The organism is Paenibacillus bouchesdurhonensis, assembly GCF_900155685.1.
Lineage (GTDB): Bacteria > Bacillota > Bacilli > Paenibacillales > Paenibacillaceae > Fontibacillus > Fontibacillus bouchesdurhonensis.
The window spans coordinates 3,531,201-3,549,044 of sequence record NZ_LT732548.1 but is presented as its reverse complement, the minus strand read 5'-3'; the positions used below and the strand labels follow the sequence as shown (position 1 = coordinate 3,549,044).

General features: G+C 53.2%; 11 protein-coding genes. All 11 read left to right on the top strand.

Annotated elements, in window-relative coordinates; translation table 11 throughout:
• Positions 1–223 precede the first annotated feature (223 nt).
• The 11 genes from CZ379_RS19980 (at position 224) to CZ379_RS19930 (ending at position 17,706) form a co-directional block, all read left to right on the top strand.
• On the top strand, positions 224–1,450 hold the full coding sequence (locus CZ379_RS19980; RefSeq protein ID WP_110933228.1) for an ABC transporter substrate-binding protein: 1,227 nt from the start codon (positions 224–226) through the stop codon (positions 1,448–1,450).
• Between the two features lie 49 nt (positions 1,451–1,499).
• Positions 1,500–2,522 (top strand): ABC transporter substrate-binding protein, encoded by a 1,023-nt coding sequence (locus CZ379_RS19975; RefSeq protein ID WP_110933227.1) that lies wholly within the window; start codon positions 1,500–1,502, stop codon positions 2,520–2,522.
• Between the two features lie 25 nt (positions 2,523–2,547).
• Positions 2,548–3,360: an alpha/beta hydrolase gene (locus CZ379_RS19970; protein WP_110933226.1), complete on the top strand. Its 813-nt coding sequence runs from the start codon at positions 2,548–2,550 to the stop codon at positions 3,358–3,360.
• Positions 3,361–3,535: 175 nt separating this feature from the next.
• Entirely contained in the window at positions 3,536–4,321 is a 786-nt protein-coding gene (locus CZ379_RS19965; protein WP_110933225.1) for a 2,3-dihydro-2,3-dihydroxybenzoate dehydrogenase, read from the top strand.
• 26 nt (positions 4,322–4,347) lie between these two features.
• A complete protein-coding gene (gene dhbC / locus CZ379_RS19960) occupies positions 4,348–5,691 on the top strand; it encodes an isochorismate synthase DhbC (RefSeq protein WP_110934474.1) in 1,344 nt (447 codons plus the stop codon).
• Positions 5,691–7,421: a (2,3-dihydroxybenzoyl)adenylate synthase gene (locus CZ379_RS19955; RefSeq protein ID WP_110933224.1), complete on the top strand. Its 1,731-nt coding sequence runs from the start codon at positions 5,691–5,693 to the stop codon at positions 7,419–7,421. The genes dhbC and CZ379_RS19955 overlap by 1 nt, the downstream gene beginning before the upstream one ends.
• An 85-nt stretch (positions 7,422–7,506) precedes the next feature.
• Entirely contained in the window at positions 7,507–8,490 is a 984-nt protein-coding gene (locus CZ379_RS19950; RefSeq protein ID WP_110933223.1) for an isochorismatase family protein, read from the top strand.
• Between the two features lie 2 nt (positions 8,491–8,492).
• A complete protein-coding gene (locus tag CZ379_RS19945; RefSeq protein ID WP_110933222.1) occupies positions 8,493–15,710 on the top strand; it encodes an amino acid adenylation domain-containing protein in 7,218 nt (2,405 codons plus the stop codon).
• A 12-nt stretch (positions 15,711–15,722) separates the two neighbouring features.
• A complete protein-coding gene (locus CZ379_RS19940; protein WP_110933221.1) occupies positions 15,723–15,941 on the top strand; it encodes an MbtH family protein in 219 nt (72 codons plus the stop codon).
• A gap of 334 nt (positions 15,942–16,275) precedes the next feature.
• Entirely contained in the window at positions 16,276–16,803 is a 528-nt protein-coding gene (locus CZ379_RS19935) for a hypothetical protein (protein WP_110933220.1), read from the top strand.
• A 30-nt stretch (positions 16,804–16,833) separates the two neighbouring features.
• A complete protein-coding gene (locus CZ379_RS19930; RefSeq protein ID WP_110933219.1) occupies positions 16,834–17,706 on the top strand; it encodes an arylamine N-acetyltransferase family protein in 873 nt (290 codons plus the stop codon).
• The last annotated feature ends 138 nt before the right edge of the window (positions 17,707–17,844 follow it).

Here is a 17,844-nt window from a genome sequence, read left to right as displayed (position 1 = left end):
ATTTACCTAAAAGTTGTTGCTGAGCTGCAGACCATAATATGGTCTCGATGCTTCTTGCAAAACTAAGGTGAATGGATTTTTCTTTGTATTCGTTTAAGAATCATCATAGGAGCAGTAGTAGCTATTGCTTCTATTGGCAGAGTTTGGGTAGAATATATGATATTGAGAATCATTTTCAATTAAAAATATGGATGATTCCTTTTATATTTAGGAGGGAAATTTCATGCTTCCAGATCATTTATATACAACGGATTCATTCTCCACCGGGGATGAGCAGAATGCGAAGAAAGAGTTGTCGGAAATAAAGCATTACATGGAGGAGCACTTTCATGAGCCGCTTTCAATTGCACAGTTGGCTGAAATGGCGAATATCAGTCCAAAGTATTTTGGTGATCTATTCAAGAAAAATTTCGGAAAGAGTGCTATGAAGTATTTATCCGAGCTTCGCATCAACCAGGCCAAGCGCTATTTATTATCAGCGGGGGAGCAGCTGCGGCTGCGGGATATTGCCTTAATGGTGGGGTATAGCGATGAATTTTATTTTAGCCGCAAATTTAAAAAAGAGGTGGGCATGTCGCCTACCGATTATATCAGGCAAGCGAAGCGGCGGATTGCTGCATGTTCCCCAGAGATTGCCGGTTTATTGCTTGCCCTGGATATTATTCCGACGGCAGCCCCGTTAGATCCAAAATGGACGGCTTACTATTATAACGATTATCGAATGAAGATCACATCTCATCTGCAACTGATGGATCCTTATAATCCCCATGCATTCGAGGCAAATCTGGAGAAGCTGGCTGGACTTCGCCCGGATGCGATTATTGGATCAGAGCAACTCGGGAGAAGCGAGCAGGGCAGACTGGCCAGTATAGCGGCAACCTTCTTCGTTGCGACAGAGCACTGTGGATGGAGAGAGCAGTTGCGCGCGCTTGCCCGTTTTTTAGAGCTAGAGGAGAGAGCAGAGCAGTGGATCAAGCAGCATGAACAGAAAGTCAGAGCAGCGAGAACAGAGCTTGAAAGGGCGCTTGGCAACGACAAAATTATGGTGCTGCGGATTTATGGAGACCGCATTCATACTTACTGGAATCGCGGGATTGGGGATGTTCTATATGAAGATTTGCAAGTGCAGCCTGCCTGCCCCATCCGCTTATTCGACCATATGGAGCTTACCCTCGAACAACTTGCGGAAATCAATCCAGATCGGCTGCTGGTGGTCGTATGTGCTGAGACGGCATCCCGAACTTACTGGCTATCTCTGCAGCACTCCAAGGAATGGAGGCAATTGCAGGCCGTAAAGAACGGTCAAGTGCACCCGATCCCGTCCGACCCCTGGTTTGAATATTCAGCAGTGGCTATAAACCGGATGCTGGATGAAGCGGTACTTATGTTCACAGGAAAATGTCCAAAAGGTTTGCAGGATACTGTCCATGGTGCTACCCAGGGAACATGATCTATAATCGTTCTCAATGATAATCATTATCAAAAAGAGAGGGGCAACCATGTTGGAAGTTATTAAGAGGATAGGAGAAAGATTTAAACCACATTATTTATTGCTGTGCATCGCGCTTACGGGAGGTGTGCTTACTGCGTGTGGTACGGACTCCGCGAACAATCCATCCGAGCCGCCAGCAACAAATCTGGCATCGACGGAGCCAGCCGCATCCGGGGAGAATGCTCAGGAAACCGCAAAGAGCGAGCGGACATTCAAGGATGAACTCGGCCATGAGATTCAGGTTCCGGATCAGCCGCAGCGCATATTTGCGCCCTATTTGGAAGATTCTCTGCTCAAGCTGGGGGTCAAGCCGGTAGCGCAGTGGTCGAACGGAAATCTCGGCCATGATTATTTGCAAGGGGAGCTGCAGGATGTGCCGAAGCTTGATTTCTCGGGCGGGGCGCCGTCTTCCGAGGTGCTTTTCTCGTACGAACCTGACCTGATTATTCTGCATACGGCCAACTATGCCGGCGATGGGGTATATGAGAACTATTCTAAGATCGCACCGACCTATGTGTTCAACAACGCAGCGGGTGATGTTGAGAAGTCTATCGAGACATTGGGGAAGCTCTTAGGGAAGACCGAGGAGGCCAAGCAAGCAATAGAGTCCTATCATCAGAAGGTTGATGAAGCCAAAGCAGCCATTGAGAAAAACGCACCTGGCAAAAAAGTAGCCATTGTCCGTTTCGCCGCCAAGGGCGTGAGCTTGATGGGGGGCAATTATTTTTGTGGCTTAGTCGTGAACCAGCATCTAGGCATCGAAATGACCAAGCTGACGGAGAATGAGAACAGCTTGAATTTATCACTGGAAATATTGCCGGAGCTGGATGCGGATTATATTTTCGTCATCAATGCTTATGGACAAGGTACAGAACGCATGAAGGAAATGACGGAAAGCACCATTTGGAAGAGCATCCCTGCCGTACAGCAAGGGAATGTGCACGAAGTAAGCGATGAATACTGGCTTGGGAGCGGCTTGATCGCTTATGAGAAAATCATCGATGATACAGTCAAGCTAATGACTGAATAACGGAACAAAGGTGGATCAATAGGAAATGGCTGACGGAAAGCAAATGGTCATTCCCCATGCAGCAGAATGGCTTATGCATTCTCGCGTGGAAAGCCGCAAGTACCGGATTATGGTAAGCACGCCATCCGTGCCGCCTCCGCTTTCAGGGTATCCGGTATTTTATGTGCTGGATGCAAATTCCGTGTTTGGCACAATGGCGGAAACCGCGCGATTGCAAGGGAGCTGCCCCCATAATACGGGGGTATTTCCCGCAGTGATTGTGGGCATTGGTTACGATACATTGGACTTATTTCCGGCGGAGCGTTATTACGACTACACGCCGGCAACAAGCCTCGACTACCGCTTCAGGCCCGACGGAACTCCCCTGCCGAAGCAGGGGGGAGCGGCAGCCTTTTTGCATTTTATCGAGGAAGAGCTGAAGCCGGAGATCGAAGGGAAATACAACATCGACCGGGGGAAACAGACCCTGTTTGGTCATTCGCTAGGAGGGCTTTTTACCTTGTATACGCTGTTTACAAGGTCGGAGGCCTTCACCTGCTATATCGCCGGCAGCCCTTCGTTCCATTGGAATAAATCGATTATCGCTGAAGCCGAAGAGATGTTCGTAAACCGCCTGCAGCAGGAAGTTTTAAATGCGAAAATATTGCTAGGCGCAGGCGAATTGGAGCAAAATCATATTTCTCAGAACAGTAAAAATGCGAGAAGGCTAGCCGAACGTCTGGCGATGTTTTCAAGCTCCGGAATCTCAGCCAGCTTTAAGGAATTTGAAGGCGAGGGGCATGTGACGGTGCTGCCGGCCTTAGTCAGCCGAGCCCTTCAGTTTGCTTTTCATTCGTGAGAATGGCAGCCGGCAGCAAGTGTGGGGGAAGAGAGTTGAAAACTGAAAATTGGAGTGGGCGACGGTGTGATAGCAGGAAACGAAGCAAACAAGTACGGCGAAGCAGTAGTCGCTCACTCTCTCTCCTTTCGGCGCTGAGCTTTGTTTGTATAGAGAAGAAGGGAGGAATCGCAGAGTGGAACACGCAGGGATCAAAGGCAAGGTTGCATTGGTGACCGGAGCTGCCCAAGGGATCGGCGAAGCTGTAGTCAGAGCGTTGGCAGAAGCCGGAGCTATCGTAGCCGCCGTAGATTTGAACGGGGAAGCTGTCGCTAGCCTGACCAACGAGCTGCTTACCCGGGGCAGCCAAGCTGCGGCGTTCGCAGTCGATGTTGCAGACAGCCGGGCAGTTGAGGCTGTGGTGGGGCGGATAGAGCAGATGCTTGGCCCTATTGAAATCCTCGTTAATGTGGCCGGAATACTGAGAATCGCAAGCGTTGAAGAGCTTCGCGACGAGGATTGGGCAGCTGTATTTGCGGTAAATGCAAATGGGGTGTTTCATGTGTCCCGCTCTGTCGTGAAGCGCATGGCACTGCGCCAATCCGGCTCGATTGTGACCGTCGGCTCCAATGCGGGGGCGGTGCCGCGCATGCATATGTCCGCCTACTGTGCCTCCAAGGCAGCGGCGGCCATGTTCACTAAATGCCTGGGACTGGAGCAGGCATCGAACCATATCCGCTGCAATATCGTGTCGCCGGGATCAACCGATACGGCGATGCAGCGGAAGCTGTGGAACGATCCCGACGGGCCGCAATCGGTCATCGCCGGCACCTCGGAGGCGTTCCGCCTTGGAATACCGCTCGGGAGGATCGCCGAGCCGTCGGATATTGCCGATGCAGTTATGTTCCTTGCGTCCGATAAGGCACGGCATATCACGATGCTTGATCTATGCATAGATGGAGGGGCGACCTTAGGGGGCTAACCACTTGAAAGGGGATGTTGAAAGAAATGGTAAACCATGGAGCTGTATATGCAGAAACGGCGGCACAACTTCTCGATGAATATGAATCGGAATTGTGTTTCTTTTTATCCTCACCAAGACGTACCCTGCTCGCCAAAGGCGAGTGGGCGAGAGTGTGGACGGAGGCGGGGGAGGGGTCTCCGGAAGTTCTGTCCGGACGCGTTAAAGAGCTTCTTAAAGCTGCCAGCCGCTTCAGCGGCGAACCAATTGTCGTCGGAGCAATTCCTTTTGATTTGACGAGGCCTGCCGAGCTCGTTGTTCCTTTGTCTACCCAATGGGCAGGGCCTCTAAGCTTCAAGCGTGATGAACGAAGCCAAGCCGTGAAGGAGAGTAAAGGACAGCCACAATTAGTAGAAGCGAAGCGCGGAAGCACTCCATCTTCCGGTTATCTTGAGCCTCAGTATAAACTCAGCATGCATCCGGAACCTGAGCATTATAAGAAGACTGTGCAAGAGGCATTAAATCGAATGGATGGGGGTACGCTGCAGAAAATCGTGCTGTCCCGAACACTGGGGTTAACCTCTGCCGAGCCGGTAGACATTCATCAACTGCTCCGGAATCTGGCTGAGCACAATGAGCAAGGCTATACGTTTGCTGTAAATTTGGGCCATGCGATAGCAGAAGCAGCAGGTCGAAAGAAGGCCGACGATGCTTTGCCGGACACTGGGGGAGCAGAAGTCCGGACGTTGATTGGAGCCAGTCCGGAGCTGCTTATCACCAGGACGGGCCGCAGCATCCGGGCCAATCCGCTCGCAGGCTCAGCTCCACGCAGCGACGATCCCATTGAGGATGAGAGGAGGGCAGCCGCACTGCTTGCCTCGGCCAAGGATATCTTTGAACATAAGCTTGTTGTGGACGCGGTTGAAGCTGCACTGCGGCCTTATTGCAAAAGCTTGGCTGTTCCAGGAGAGCCGTCGCTGGTGCAAACCGAGACGATGTGGCATCTGTCTACGGACATTTATGGAGAGCTAGCCGATTCGACGGCTACGGTGCTTGATCTGGCGCTAGCACTGCATCCGACGCCTGCCATTTGCGGTACGCCCACGAGGCTGGCACAGAAGCTCATTCATGAGCTAGAGCCGTTTGAGCGCGGCTATTTCACGGGCATGGTTGGCTGGTGCGATGCGAAAGGGGATGGGGAGTGGATTGTTACGATACGCTGTGCTGAAGTGGCAGGAAAGAGTCTTCGTTTATACGCAGGCGCAGGTGTTGTCGCAGATTCCACGCCTGAAGCTGAGCTGGCCGAGACAGCGGCGAAGTTCCGTACCTTGCTTCTAGCGATGGGAATAAATGACCGGCATGTAGCCGACGGTGTGAAGGAGGGATACTGATGCTTGCAGGATGTTCTGCATGGCCTGAAGCGTTTGCCGAGAAGTATCGCAAGGAGGGCTGCTGGAGCGGTGAGACCTTTGGAGAGCTTCTGCGTAAACGCGCGAAGGCGCATGGCGAGCGGATAGCCATTGTCAGCGGAGAACGCCGTATCAGTTATGCTGAGCTGGATGCCCGGGCTGATCGTTTAGCAGAAGGGCTGCTAAGCATTGGAATTCAGCAGCGGGATCGAGTAGTTGTCCAACTGCCTAACATTGCGGAATTTTTTGAAGTGATTTTTGCATTGTTTCGGATTGGCGCATTGCCAGTATTCGCTTTACCCTTGCATCGAAGGAATGAAATCTCCTATATATCCGAGTTTTCGGAGGCGAAAGCTTATATTATAGCAGATCAAGATGCAGGCTTCGACTATCGTGAGTTGGCAAGAGAAGTGATCCGGGAGGTTCCTTCCCTGCGCTATGTTCTCGTCACCGGTGAACCGGGGGAGTTCACTGCTTTAGGGGAACTGTACTTGATGCCCCAGGAAGGCAATGAAGCGAATGCCGTGCGCGAGAGGGGAGAAGGAGTTGCTTTAAATGAGCCGGACGGATCTAAGGCTCGACAAGTCAAGCGTCAAGCGGACGACAAGGAAGATGGGAGCAGGCTTGAGGGGCCGAGTTCGGAAGATGTTGCTTTTCTCCAATTGTCAGGAGGAACGACAGGACTGCCGAAGCTAATTCCACGCACGCATGACGATTATATTTACTCGCTGCGCCTCAGTGCGGAAATTTGCAGACTTGATGAAAACAGCGTCTATTTTACCGCGCTGCCTGCAGCGCACAATTACCCGCTTAGCTCCCCGGGGGTGCTGGGGACGTTATATGCTGGCGGCCGCGTCGTGCTTGCGCGGGGGGCGAGTCCAGATGAGGCCTTCCCTCTCATGGTTCGCGAACGGGTAACGATTACCGCTTTAGTACCGCCATTGGCACTAATATGGCTGGATGCGGCAGAAAGGCTGCAGCCGGAGTTTCCACATCTCCAGTTATTGCAGGTCGGGGGCGCTAAGTTCAGTGCCGAGGCGGCCGCGCGCGTGAGATCGACGCTGGGCTGTCAGTTGCAACAAGTATTCGGAATGGCAGAGGGACTTGTCAATTATACGAGGCTGGATGATCCGGATGAGATTATCGTGTCTACTCAGGGGCGGCCGATGTCGCCGTGGGATGAAATTCGCGTTGTCGATGATGAGGATGTCGAGGTGCAGCCCGGGGAAGTCGGCCATCTGCTTACACGCGGGCCGTATACGATTCGCGGCTACTACAAGGCGGAAGAGCACAATGCTAAAGCTTTCACTAGCGATGGATTTTATCGTACGGGTGATCTTGTACGGATCGATTCAGTCGGCAATCTCATTGTGGAGGGGCGCGATAAGGATCAAATCAACCGTGGGGGAGAAAAGGTTGCTGCCGAAGAGGTGGAAAACCACCTTCTCGCCCATCCAGGGATACATGATGCCGCTGTCGTGGCGATGGCAGACGATTATTTGGGAGAACGCACCTGCGCTTTTGTCATCCCGAAGCCAACCTCAAACTTAATGTTGTCCGGAGCACAGGTCAAGTCCTTCTTGCGAGGAAGGGGCTTAGCTTCTTTCAAAATTCCTGATCGTGTTGAATTCATAGATTCCTTTCCAAAGACCAAGGTTGGCAAAGTCAGCAAAAAAGCGCTGCGCGGGCTTATCGCCGTAAAGCAGCGCTAATATACGGATATTCCATCGGACAGAAGCGCTTCTGGATCAGTATAATTTCGGTGTTTCATAAATAACCGTCGAAAGGATGATTAACATGGGTATTCCTTCAATATCACCTTATTCCATGCCTGTCGAGGCAGAGTTGCCTGCTAATAAGGTCGCTTGGCGGCCTGACCCGCAGCGGGCCGTGCTGCTTATTCATGATATGCAGAACTATTTCCTGAAGGCTTACAATACCGAGGAATCACCTGTTGTGGAGCTCTTCTCTAATATTTCCCGGCTGCGGAGCGAATGCGAGATGCTGGGCATTCCAGTCGTCTATTCGGCACAGCTCGGGGGACAGAGCCCTGAGGAACGGGGGCTTTTGCAGGATTTTTGGGGGCCGGGAATTGGAGCGGAGCCGTTCCAATCGCAAATTGCATTTGAAGTCGCTCCGGGCAAGCAGGATTTACTCATGACCAAATGGCGATACAGCGCGTTTCAAAAAACGGATCTGCTGCAGTTTATCCAAGGGCATGGACGAGATCAGCTTATTGTATGCGGTATTTATGCCCATATTGGCTGTCTGCTGACCTCCTGCGAAGCATTCATGCAGGACATCCAGCCCTTCTTCGTTGCCGATGCGGTCGCAGACTTCTCGCTTGAAAAGCATAGGATGGCATTGACCTATGCCGCAGAACGCTGTGCGGTGACGCTCACTACGCACCGCCTTATAACTGAGCTGAACGAGGCATCCTCCTCGGAGCAGCCAATCCTTTCGGCGAATGAAGAGAGCGTTCAGTTCTCTGCGGAGGCGTCAGGGCCATTATCAATAGAACAGCTGCGGAAGCAGGTAGCCCGCATATTGCAAGAAGAGGCCGAAGCAATCGGTGCGCAGGATGACTTAGTCGCCCTTTGGGGATTGGATTCAATCCGTATAATGAGTCTGGCTGAAAAGTTTAGCCGCTGCGGACTTGAGATCACTTTCGCGGAGCTGGCGGAGCGGCCGACGCTGGAGGCGTGGTGGCTGCTTCTATCCGCACGCATGGGCCCATCGATTCCTAATGTGGACTATTTTTTGGTGAGGAAAGGGGTGTAGGGATGCTTGTCCATACAGAGGTTCGCTTTCCGTTAACGGGGGCGCAATCGGGAATATGGTTCGCCCAGCAGCTAGACCCAGGCAATCCTATATATAATACGGGTGAATATATTGAAATCCACGGGGAGCTCCGGCTGGAGCTTTTTGAGCAGGCCTTGAGACAAACAGTTATGGAGGCAGAGGCACTGCAGCTTCGCTTTGGAGAGGATCAGGATGGGCCGTGGCAGAGGACGGCGGAAGCTCCAGCGGATGATTGGAGTCTGTTCGTCTTGGACGTGAGCAGGGAGGAGCAGCCGCGGGCCGCTGCAGAAGCTTGGATGAAGGAGGATATGAATGTACCGATGGATTTGAGGCAGGGGCCGCTGTTCCGGCAGGCTGTGCTGCAAATCTCACCAGAGCGCTTCTTCTGGTATCAGAAGATCCACCACATTGCTATTGATGGATTTGGTTTCTCGCTGCTGGCCCGAAGGGTATCTCAAATTTACTCCGCCTTGGCGCGGGATGAGGCAGTGGGCCGAAGCTTCGGCACCTGGCAGGAAGTGCTCACCGAGGAGGAGGAGTACCGCGATTCCCGCCAAGCGGAGCAGGATCGCAAATTTTGGCTCTCGCGCTTTGCTGATCAGCCCGATGTCGCCGGTCTTGGCGACAGGGTGCAGCGAACAGCAAGCAGCTTCCTGCGTCAATCAGCGCAGCTTGCTCCAAGCGATATGAATGCATTGCGTACGGCAGCGGAGTCTGCGGGAGCGGGCTGGCCGGAGCTGGTTACCGCTGCGATGGCTATATATATGCACCGGGCTACAGGCGCTACGGATATTATCCTCGGTATGCCCATGATGTGCCGCCTGGGGTCTGCATCGATGCGGGTGCCAGGGATGGTTATGAATTTAGTACCGCTCCGCTTGACGGTACACCAGCAAATGAGCGCGCTGGAGCTAATATCGCAGGTGTCGCAGGAACTGAGAGCGGCTAGGCGGCACCAGAAATATCGGCATCAGGATTTGCGGCGCGAGCTCAAGCTACTTGGCGAGCAGCAAAGGCTGTTTGGCCCGATCTTAAACATTATGCCTTTTGACGATGACCTAAATTTCGCTGGAGCCCGCGGCACCGTCCACAATTTATCCGCAGGCCCAGTCGATGATCTGCTGATTCATGTGCGCCATCGATCTGGGGATGGCGGCTTGCGGATTGATTTCGACGGCAACCCGGGCATTTACGTTCCGGGCGAACTCGCGAACCATCAGCGGCGCTTTCTTCAGCTGTTGGAGCAATTTGCGGTGTCAGATCTCCAGCGTCCGATTATGGAAATCGATTGGCTGCTGGCAGCGGAGCGACAGCAAGTATTGGCGGACTGGAATCAAACGGCGCAAGAAGTGTGCAGCATTAGCCCCGCTGAGCTATTCGAGCAGCAGGCGGCAGCGACACCAAATGCTGTCGCTGTTGTTTGCGAGGATGCTTCGCTTAGCTATGCGGCCTTGAATGCACAGGCGAATCAGTTGGCCCATTTTCTTATAGCGCAGGGGATCGGCCCCGACCACATCGTGGCTTTGGCTTTATCACGCTCAGCTTGGATGGTGGCAGCGATTTTAGCGGTGCACAAGGCGGGAGCGGCATATTTGCCGTTAGATCCGGATTATCCGAAAGAGCGGATCGCTTATATGCTGGCTGATGCTCAGCCGAGCCTCATTCTTACTGACCAGGCGAGCCGCTTGCAGTTGGGCGATTTCTTCGCAGAGCCCGGGCTTATTGTCGATGCACCAGGGAATGGGGTCAAGCTGCGGGAATACCCGGTTCATAATCCGAATAATGATGGACGCACAGAGCGGCTATCGTCGCTTCATCCCGCTTATATTTTATATACGTCGGGGTCGACGGGCCAGCCGAAAGGGGTCATGGTCACCAATGGAAGCCTGTCAAACCTGATTGAGGATATGCGAGTGCGGTTCCCGTTAAGCGAACAAGATCGAATGCTGTCCGTCACAACGATCGCTTTTGATATATCGGTGCTCGAGGTCTATTTGCCGCTGACGACGGGGGCTTGCATGGATATCGCCTTGAAGGAGACGATTCTCGATCCCTCTGCACTCGCCCAACGGCTCAGGGAGTGGAGGATTACGCTGCTGCAGGCTACGCCGACTTTATTTCAGGAGCTCGTGTCCAGCAGGCCGGAGCCATTTGAGGGCTTATCGGTTATTTCGGGAGGCGAGGCGCTTCCTGAGGGGCTAAAGCTCGGTTTGCACGCGCTGGGCTGTCAGGTGAACAATCAATACGGCCCAACAGAGACGACGATTTATTCCACTGCTGGAAGGCTGGGGGAAGAAGGAGCTAAGCCAACGATCGGCAGGCCGGTGCAAAATACGCAGCTCTATGTGCTGGATAACGCGCTGGCGCCTGTTCCGCCTGGCGTCCCGGGCGAGCTTTATATCGCCGGGGCCGGTCTGGCTCGCGGATATTTGGGTCGGCCGGGGATGACAGCGGAGCGTTTCGTGGCCAATCCGTATGGAGCGCCTGGCTCACGGATGTACCGCACTGGTGATCTTGTACGCTGGCTGGCCGACGGTTCGTTGGATTACATCGGGCGGGCGGATCATCAGATCAAAATCAGGGGCTTCCGCATCGAGCTCGGTGAAATTATTTCCGTGTTCTCCCGGCATCCTGCTGTTGAGCAGGTCACGGTAATGGCTCGGGAGGATCGGCCGGGAGAGAAGCGGCTGGTCGCCTATATGGTGCTTGATCTCCCTGGTTCTTTGGACTCAGCCGAGCTTCGCCGCTATGCTGCTGAGCATTTGCCTGATTACATGATTCCATCGGCATTCGTCGAGCTCGGCGAAATGCCCCTGACGCCGAATCGGAAGATCGATCACAAGGTACTGCCGGAGCCGGCAGGTCTTACTCCAGCAGACGGACGCGAGGCGCGATCACCTCAGGAAGAGCTGTTGTGCCAATTGTTTGCGGAGGTGCTCGGCCTTGCCCGGATTGGCATTGATGAAGACTTTTTTGAACTGGGGGGCCATTCGCTGCTTGCCGGCCGCTTGACGTCCCGGATTCGTGACGTGTTTGGCGCGGAAATCGGTATTCGCCATTTATTCGAGACGCCAACCGTAGCCGGATTGATCAAGCATCTGGATCATGCCCAGCATGCCAGACCACCGATTCGCAGGGACGGGCGCCCGGCACAACTGCCGCTCTCATTTGCCCAGCAGCGCTTGTGGTTCCTCTACCGGATGGAAGGGCCGAATCCGACCTATAACATGCCTTGGGTGGCCCGGATTGCCGGCGAGCTGAACATTGAGGCCTTGGAGAACGCGCTTGCCGATGTGGTGGAGAGGCATGAATCCTTGCGAACCGTTTTTCCCGATGTAATGGGCCTGCCGCAGCAATTGATTTTGGATGCGGAGCATGCTAGGCCGCGGCTTCTTGTGACGGAGACGAGCGAGGATGAGCTGCAGGAGAGAATCGCCGAGAGCGTTAGCTATAGCTTTGAACTATCGAAGGAGCCTTCATTCCGGGCGGAGCTGTTTGTTCTTGGGCCGCAAAAGTACGCGCTGCTCATGTTGATTCATCATATTGCGGGCGACGGCTGGTCGCTGACGCCACTCAGCCGTGATCTGTCTGCTGCTTATCATGCCCGGTGCTTAGGTGAGCATCCATCATGGTCTCCGCTGCCCGTGCAGTATGCGGACTATGTGCTTTGGCAAGTGCAGCTGCTTGGCGCTGAGAACGATTCCGGCAGTCTCTATGCGCGTCAGCTTGAATTCTGGAAGACCGCACTGAATCAACTGCCGGATCAATTGGAGCTGCCGACCGATCACCCTAGACCGTCCTCCTCCAGCTACGCAGGGGGGGCCGTTTCATTTGAAATCGGCGAAGAGCTGCATGCTCGGCTGCTGAAGGTGGCGAGGGACAACAAAGCGAGCCTGTTTATGGTGCTCCATGCCGCATTGGCAGCATTGCTTACCCGACTTGGTGCAGGGAATGACATACCGATAGGCAGCCCGATTGCTGGGCGTAATGATGATGCGCTTAGCGGAATTGTCGGCATGTTCATCAATACACTAGTGCTGCGAACCGACACATCGGGAAATCCCAGCTTTACCGAATTGATTGCCCGAACCAGGGATACGGATCTTGCTGCGTATGAGCATCAGGATCTGCCCTTCGAACGACTGGTGGAGGTGTTGAATCCGGTACGCTCACGAGCTAGGCATCCATTGTTTCAAATTATGCTCGTTTTGCAGAATGCGCCGGAAGCGCCGCTTAGGCTCCCGAATGCGGCTGCGTCGCTGGAGCTGGTAAGTTCAGGAACGGCGAAGTTTGATCTTACGGTTGAGCTTACTGAACGGCGAGGCTCAAATGGGGCACCTCATGGGCTGAGCGGTTTGCTGGAGTACAGCAAGGATTTATATGAACCGCAAACCGTAGAAGCTTTTGCCTATCGCTATGCGCAGATGCTTGAGGCGCTGGCGCAGGAGCCGGAACAGGCTATGGGCAGTGTGGATATTTTGACGCCGGCTGAGCGCCAAGCCTTCTTGATGGAGGCAGCAGGATCGCGGCAAACGATCAGTGAAGCAAGCCAAGGCATAGATCCAGAAGCGGCTGATACAAGCCTAATTGCGCTATTTGAAACCAAGGCGGCAACATATGCGGAGGCGGTGGCAGCCGTATGCGAAGGCCGGGCGCTAAGCTATGAGCAATTGAACGCCGAAGCGAACCGACTAGCACATTTGCTTATCGATGGCGGAGTAAGCACAGGGCAGATGGTGGCCCTTGCGCTGCCGCGCTCCCTGGAGCTCGTCGTAGGGCTGCTGGCGGTATTGAAGGCTGGGGCGGCCTATCTTCCGCTTGATCCGGATTATCCGGCTGACAGGCTGGAGTGGATGGTCGAGGATGCGAATCCGGTTTATATGATTACTAACACGCAGGCGGCCGATCGAATGCCGGGTACGCTGCGGGTTCCGAAGATTGTGCTTGACGATCCAGATTTGGAGGAACGCGTGCGTGCCAGCTCTGCGCTAAATCCGCGCAAGGAGGAAAGGAAAGGCATCTTAACCCCGTTAAGCCCGGCATATATGATATATACTTCCGGTTCGACAGGCAAGCCAAAGGGCGTGGTTATACCGCACGGTAATGTTCTCCGGTTATTTAGCGCTACGGATGGCCGGTTCCAATTCGGGGCGGAAGATGTATGGACGCTGTTCCATTCTTATGCCTTTGATTTCTCTGTATGGGAAATCTGGGGAGCGCTGCTTCATGGCGGGCGGCTTGTTGTCGTGCCGCATGAAATCAGCAGATCGCCTGCGCAATTTCTACAATTGCTGGTGCAGGAGCATGTTACGGTGCTTAATCAGACGCCGTCAGCATTTTATGGCCTCATGCAGGCGGATCGGGACAATGTCGAGTTAGGGCAGGCTTTGGCTCTGCGTTATGTGATTTTCGGAGGCGAGGCGCTTGAGCTTGGCCGTCTGAAGGATTGGTATGAGCGTCATTCCGATCAAGCACCGAAGCTGATCAATATGTACGGAATCACGGAGACGACTGTTCATGTCAGTTATCTTGAATTGAACAACGATCGTATTTCCCAGGGTGGAAGCAGTCTGATTGGCTGCCCGATCCCCGATCTACGAGTCTACGTGCTGGATTCCTCCTTGCAGCCAGTGCCTCCCGGCGTTATCGGAGAGATGTACGTGGCGGGCGAGGGGTTGGCACAAGGCTACTGGGGACGGCCTGATTTAACGGCGGATCGTTTTGTCGCAGATCCGTACGGCCCTCCAGGTTCCCGGATGTATCGCACCGGGGATCTTGCGAGACGGCTGCCAGACGGTATGCTCGATTATTTGGGACGGAGCGATCAGCAGGTCAAAATTCGAGGCTTTCGCATCGAGCTGGGAGAGATCGAGGCGGTGTTGTCCAGCTATCCTGGTGTGGAGCAGGTTGCTGTCATCGCCCGGGAGGATCAGCCGGGGGACAGTCGCCTTGCAGCCTATATTGTGGCGGCAGGCTGCTCGGCCGATATCATCCCGGCCGAATTGCGCCGTCACGCAGCTTCTCTTCTGCCGGAGTATATGGTGCCGTCGGCATTCATTCAACTCGATTTGCTTCCGCTTACACCGAACGGCAAGCTGGATCGCAAGGCGCTGCCAGCGCCTGAGTTCAGCCTGCTGGCGGACGGCCGGGGCCCGCGAACCCCTCAGGAGGAGGTGCTGTGCGATTTGTTCGCTGAGGTGCTTGGCCTGCCGCGCGTCGGCATCGATGATGGATTTTTCGAGCTTGGCGGCCATTCGCTGCTGGCTGTACGTTTAATGAGCCGGGTTCGCGAAACGATGGGGAGAGAACTGGGTATCGGCTTGCTCTTCGAGGCTCCGACTGTAGCGGGGCTTGCCGAGAAGCTATACTCGGATCAGGGAGGAAGCGCACTGCAGGTGCTGCTTCCGCTCCGCGCCGAGGGCGGGGAAATTCCGCTGTTTTGCGTTCATCCTGCAGGGGGGCTGAGCTGGTGCTATGCAGGTCTCATGAAGCATCTCGGCATGGACTACCCGATCTATGGCCTGCAGGCACGAGGCATAGCGGAGGCAGAGCAGTATCCAAGAACGCTGGAGGAAATGACGGCGGATTATTTAGCCCAAATTCGCTCGGTTCAGCCGAAGGGCCCTTACCGGCTGCTAGGCTGGTCATTCGGGGGGAACGTCGCCCAAGCCATGGCAGTGCAGCTGCAGCGCGAGGGTGAGGAAGTGGCATTTTTAGCGATGCTGGATGCATTTCCAAGCCACTATTTGCCGCTGCGCGGCGAAGCCAGTGAGGATGAGGCTTTGATCGCGCTGCTCGCCTTAGGCGGCTATGATCCCGATTCAATCAAGGACGGTCCGCTGAATATTGCCCGGGCGATCGAGATTTTGCGCAGTGATGGCAGCGCCCTGGCAAGCCTGGATGAAGAAATTATTTTAAATCTAAAAAATACGTATGAAAACTCGGTGCGTCTGCTCAGCGTCTTCGTCCCTGAAAAATTTGAGGGAAACCTTCTGTTTTTTCATTCGACGATTATTCCGGACTGGTTTGATCCGATCGAGCCGGAGATGTGGGCTCCTTATATCGGAGGGCAGATCGAAAGGCATGACATCGCTTGTCGGCATAAGGATCTTTGCCAGCCGGGCCCGTTAGAGGAGATTGGCCGGGTGCTGCTGGCGAAGCTGCAGGCTGGATGGGACTCGCAAGTAAAACAGGATTAGGGGGATGGGAACATGGCAAATCCATTTGAACAGACGGACAGCGATTATTTGGTGCTCGTAAATGACGAGGGGCAGCATTCTCTCTGGCCCGCCTTCATTCAAGCGCCGGAGGGCTGGAAGGTGGTCTTCGGAGAAAGTACGCGCGAAGCCTGTGTAGATTATATTGAATCGATGTGGAAGGATATGCGCCCTCTTTCCTTGCAAAACGCAGCAGCGGTAGATACTGTATAACGATGCAGTTCGGCCAGCTTAGAAAGAGGCTCAGAGGCATTCCGAGCGCGATGCAACTGCAAAGCATTGTATAATTTCATATCACGCCTCCAGGCTCATTAATATGATGCTTGGGGGCTTATTTATTGGACTTCTGACGATATCCGGGAATGGATAAATGATATACAGAGATCGGACTGGTTTTGTCGTCATTCATTGCACTTACTCATATACCTGGTATGATTTAAGTGTGTTCGACATCGAAAGCTGAAATACGTTGATCTTTAATGAGTACGAACTAAATGCGTGAAGAATACGTTGTTGATACAGAATTCATATTGGATGGAGAAGGATTATGAAGAAAACCGTTTTTCTCTTAGCTGGCATTATTGTTATTTCCAATCTCCTTTGGCTGTACTTGTTTCTGGATCGAGATGCCGAGGTGGCAGTCAATTCAGATGTAAGCTTGTATTCCCTTCATGGAACGGGCGAAGCTTGGGATGTGCACGATTATAAAATTATAATAACTGCGGACAAGATTTTAAGAGGCCATGCCTCTTTAAGTTATAAGGGTGATCCATCGGGGCTTAGTCAGAGTACTTTTTTCGAATATAAGTTTTATGAAAAAAGTAGTCAGGGCGAGAAGGAAGTCGTCTATGCCAATGAATTTCACTCCAATAACGGAGCGCTTTCGATTTTGGATAATGTCAAGGATATTGGGTCCCTAACGGGGCCATATTCTTATAGCGAGCTAGAAAAGGACAGGACGAACTATGAGAATACAGCGTTAGAGATCACATGGGAGGACAACGAAGGACGGCGTCACACGGAGACCATTTCGCTTGAAATAGATAAAGAGATTAATATTAGAGCCGATGAATAGGCTGACATTTAGGAAACGCGGAGTGAGAGCATGTTAACATTACAGCAAACTGATGAGTATTTGCGGCGTTTAGGCATGAAGCGTCAGCAGCCGACGATAGAATTCTTATTTGCGCTGCATAGTGCCCACGTTGAGAGAATTGCTTGGCAAACGATTGATATCTTTGCCGGCAAGCCAGTCCCGATAGGTTCTGAAGGGCTGATCCGGCATATTGCCCATCACGGAGGCGGATACTGTTTCCATCTCAACGGGGCATTTAGTCTTCTGCTGCGTGCACTTGGATACGAGGTGTCCTTGCACCGCGCCGGTGTGCAGTCCCATGGCCAAGAACCGAGAATCGATTCCTATCACTTATCTTTATCCGTAAGTACTCCGACTAAAGAGCAACCCGATAACGAGCATGCCGGAATAGCAAAATGGCTGGTCGATGTGGGATTAGGCGACATGCCGTATGAGCCTATTCCGCTTAGATTGGGTGTGCATAAACAGGGTTTTCATACCTATCAGCTTGCTCGGTCCTCTGTCAATACCTCAGGCTGGCGGTTGGATCATGACCCCGAGGGTTCTTTTCTTGGCGTCGATATTGATGCTATGCCGGTGTGTAATTTAGATGAATTCCTTCCAAAGCATCTCTATTTAAGCTCGTCTCCCGATTCTACATGGATCGATATGCTGCTGCTTCGCAATAGGGAGAAGGCTGCCAGCAACGAACTCAGAGGATGCGTATACAGCAGGCGTGATGAGCATGGACTGGCCAAAAGTGAAATTACCCACCGTTCCGAATGGTTTGAACTATTGAGCGATGTATTCGGCGAATCGCTGAATCACTTCAGCCAGCTTGAGAAGGACGAATTATGGTCGAAAGCCCTAAAAGCCCATGAGGAGTGGAAAAAAGATCAGTAAGCCGACGCTCCTTTATTTTTGTTTAAGCGGGATGGAAGAAGCAAGATCATTAATCCCGCAATAAAATATAATCCCGCCAGTCCGTAGACGACGCCTATTGAGATCGCCTCCTTCAGCAAGCCGGATAAACTCATGAAC

What these genes read in the sequence shown, in the direction of transcription:
- CZ379_RS19980 (WP_110933228.1), top strand. Translation starts at nt 224, where the DNA reads ATGCTTCCAGATCATTTATATACAACGGATTCATTCTCCACCGGGGAT.
- CZ379_RS19975 (WP_110933227.1), top strand. Translation starts at nt 1,500, where the DNA reads ATGTTGGAAGTTATTAAGAGGATAGGAGAAAGATTTAAACCACATTAT.
- CZ379_RS19970 (WP_110933226.1), top strand. Translation starts at nt 2,548, where the DNA reads ATGGCTGACGGAAAGCAAATGGTCATTCCCCATGCAGCAGAATGGCTT.
- dhbC (WP_110934474.1), top strand. Translation starts at nt 4,348, where the DNA reads ATGGTAAACCATGGAGCTGTATATGCAGAAACGGCGGCACAACTTCTC.
- CZ379_RS19955 (WP_110933224.1), top strand. Translation starts at nt 5,691, where the DNA reads ATGCTTGCAGGATGTTCTGCATGGCCTGAAGCGTTTGCCGAGAAGTAT.
- CZ379_RS19950 (WP_110933223.1), top strand. Translation starts at nt 7,507, where the DNA reads ATGGGTATTCCTTCAATATCACCTTATTCCATGCCTGTCGAGGCAGAG.
- CZ379_RS19945 (WP_110933222.1), top strand. Translation starts at nt 8,493, where the DNA reads ATGCTTGTCCATACAGAGGTTCGCTTTCCGTTAACGGGGGCGCAATCG.
- CZ379_RS19940 (WP_110933221.1), top strand. Translation starts at nt 15,723, where the DNA reads ATGGCAAATCCATTTGAACAGACGGACAGCGATTATTTGGTGCTCGTA.
- CZ379_RS19935 (WP_110933220.1), top strand. Translation starts at nt 16,276, where the DNA reads ATGAAGAAAACCGTTTTTCTCTTAGCTGGCATTATTGTTATTTCCAAT.
- CZ379_RS19930 (WP_110933219.1), top strand. Translation starts at nt 16,834, where the DNA reads ATGTTAACATTACAGCAAACTGATGAGTATTTGCGGCGTTTAGGCATG.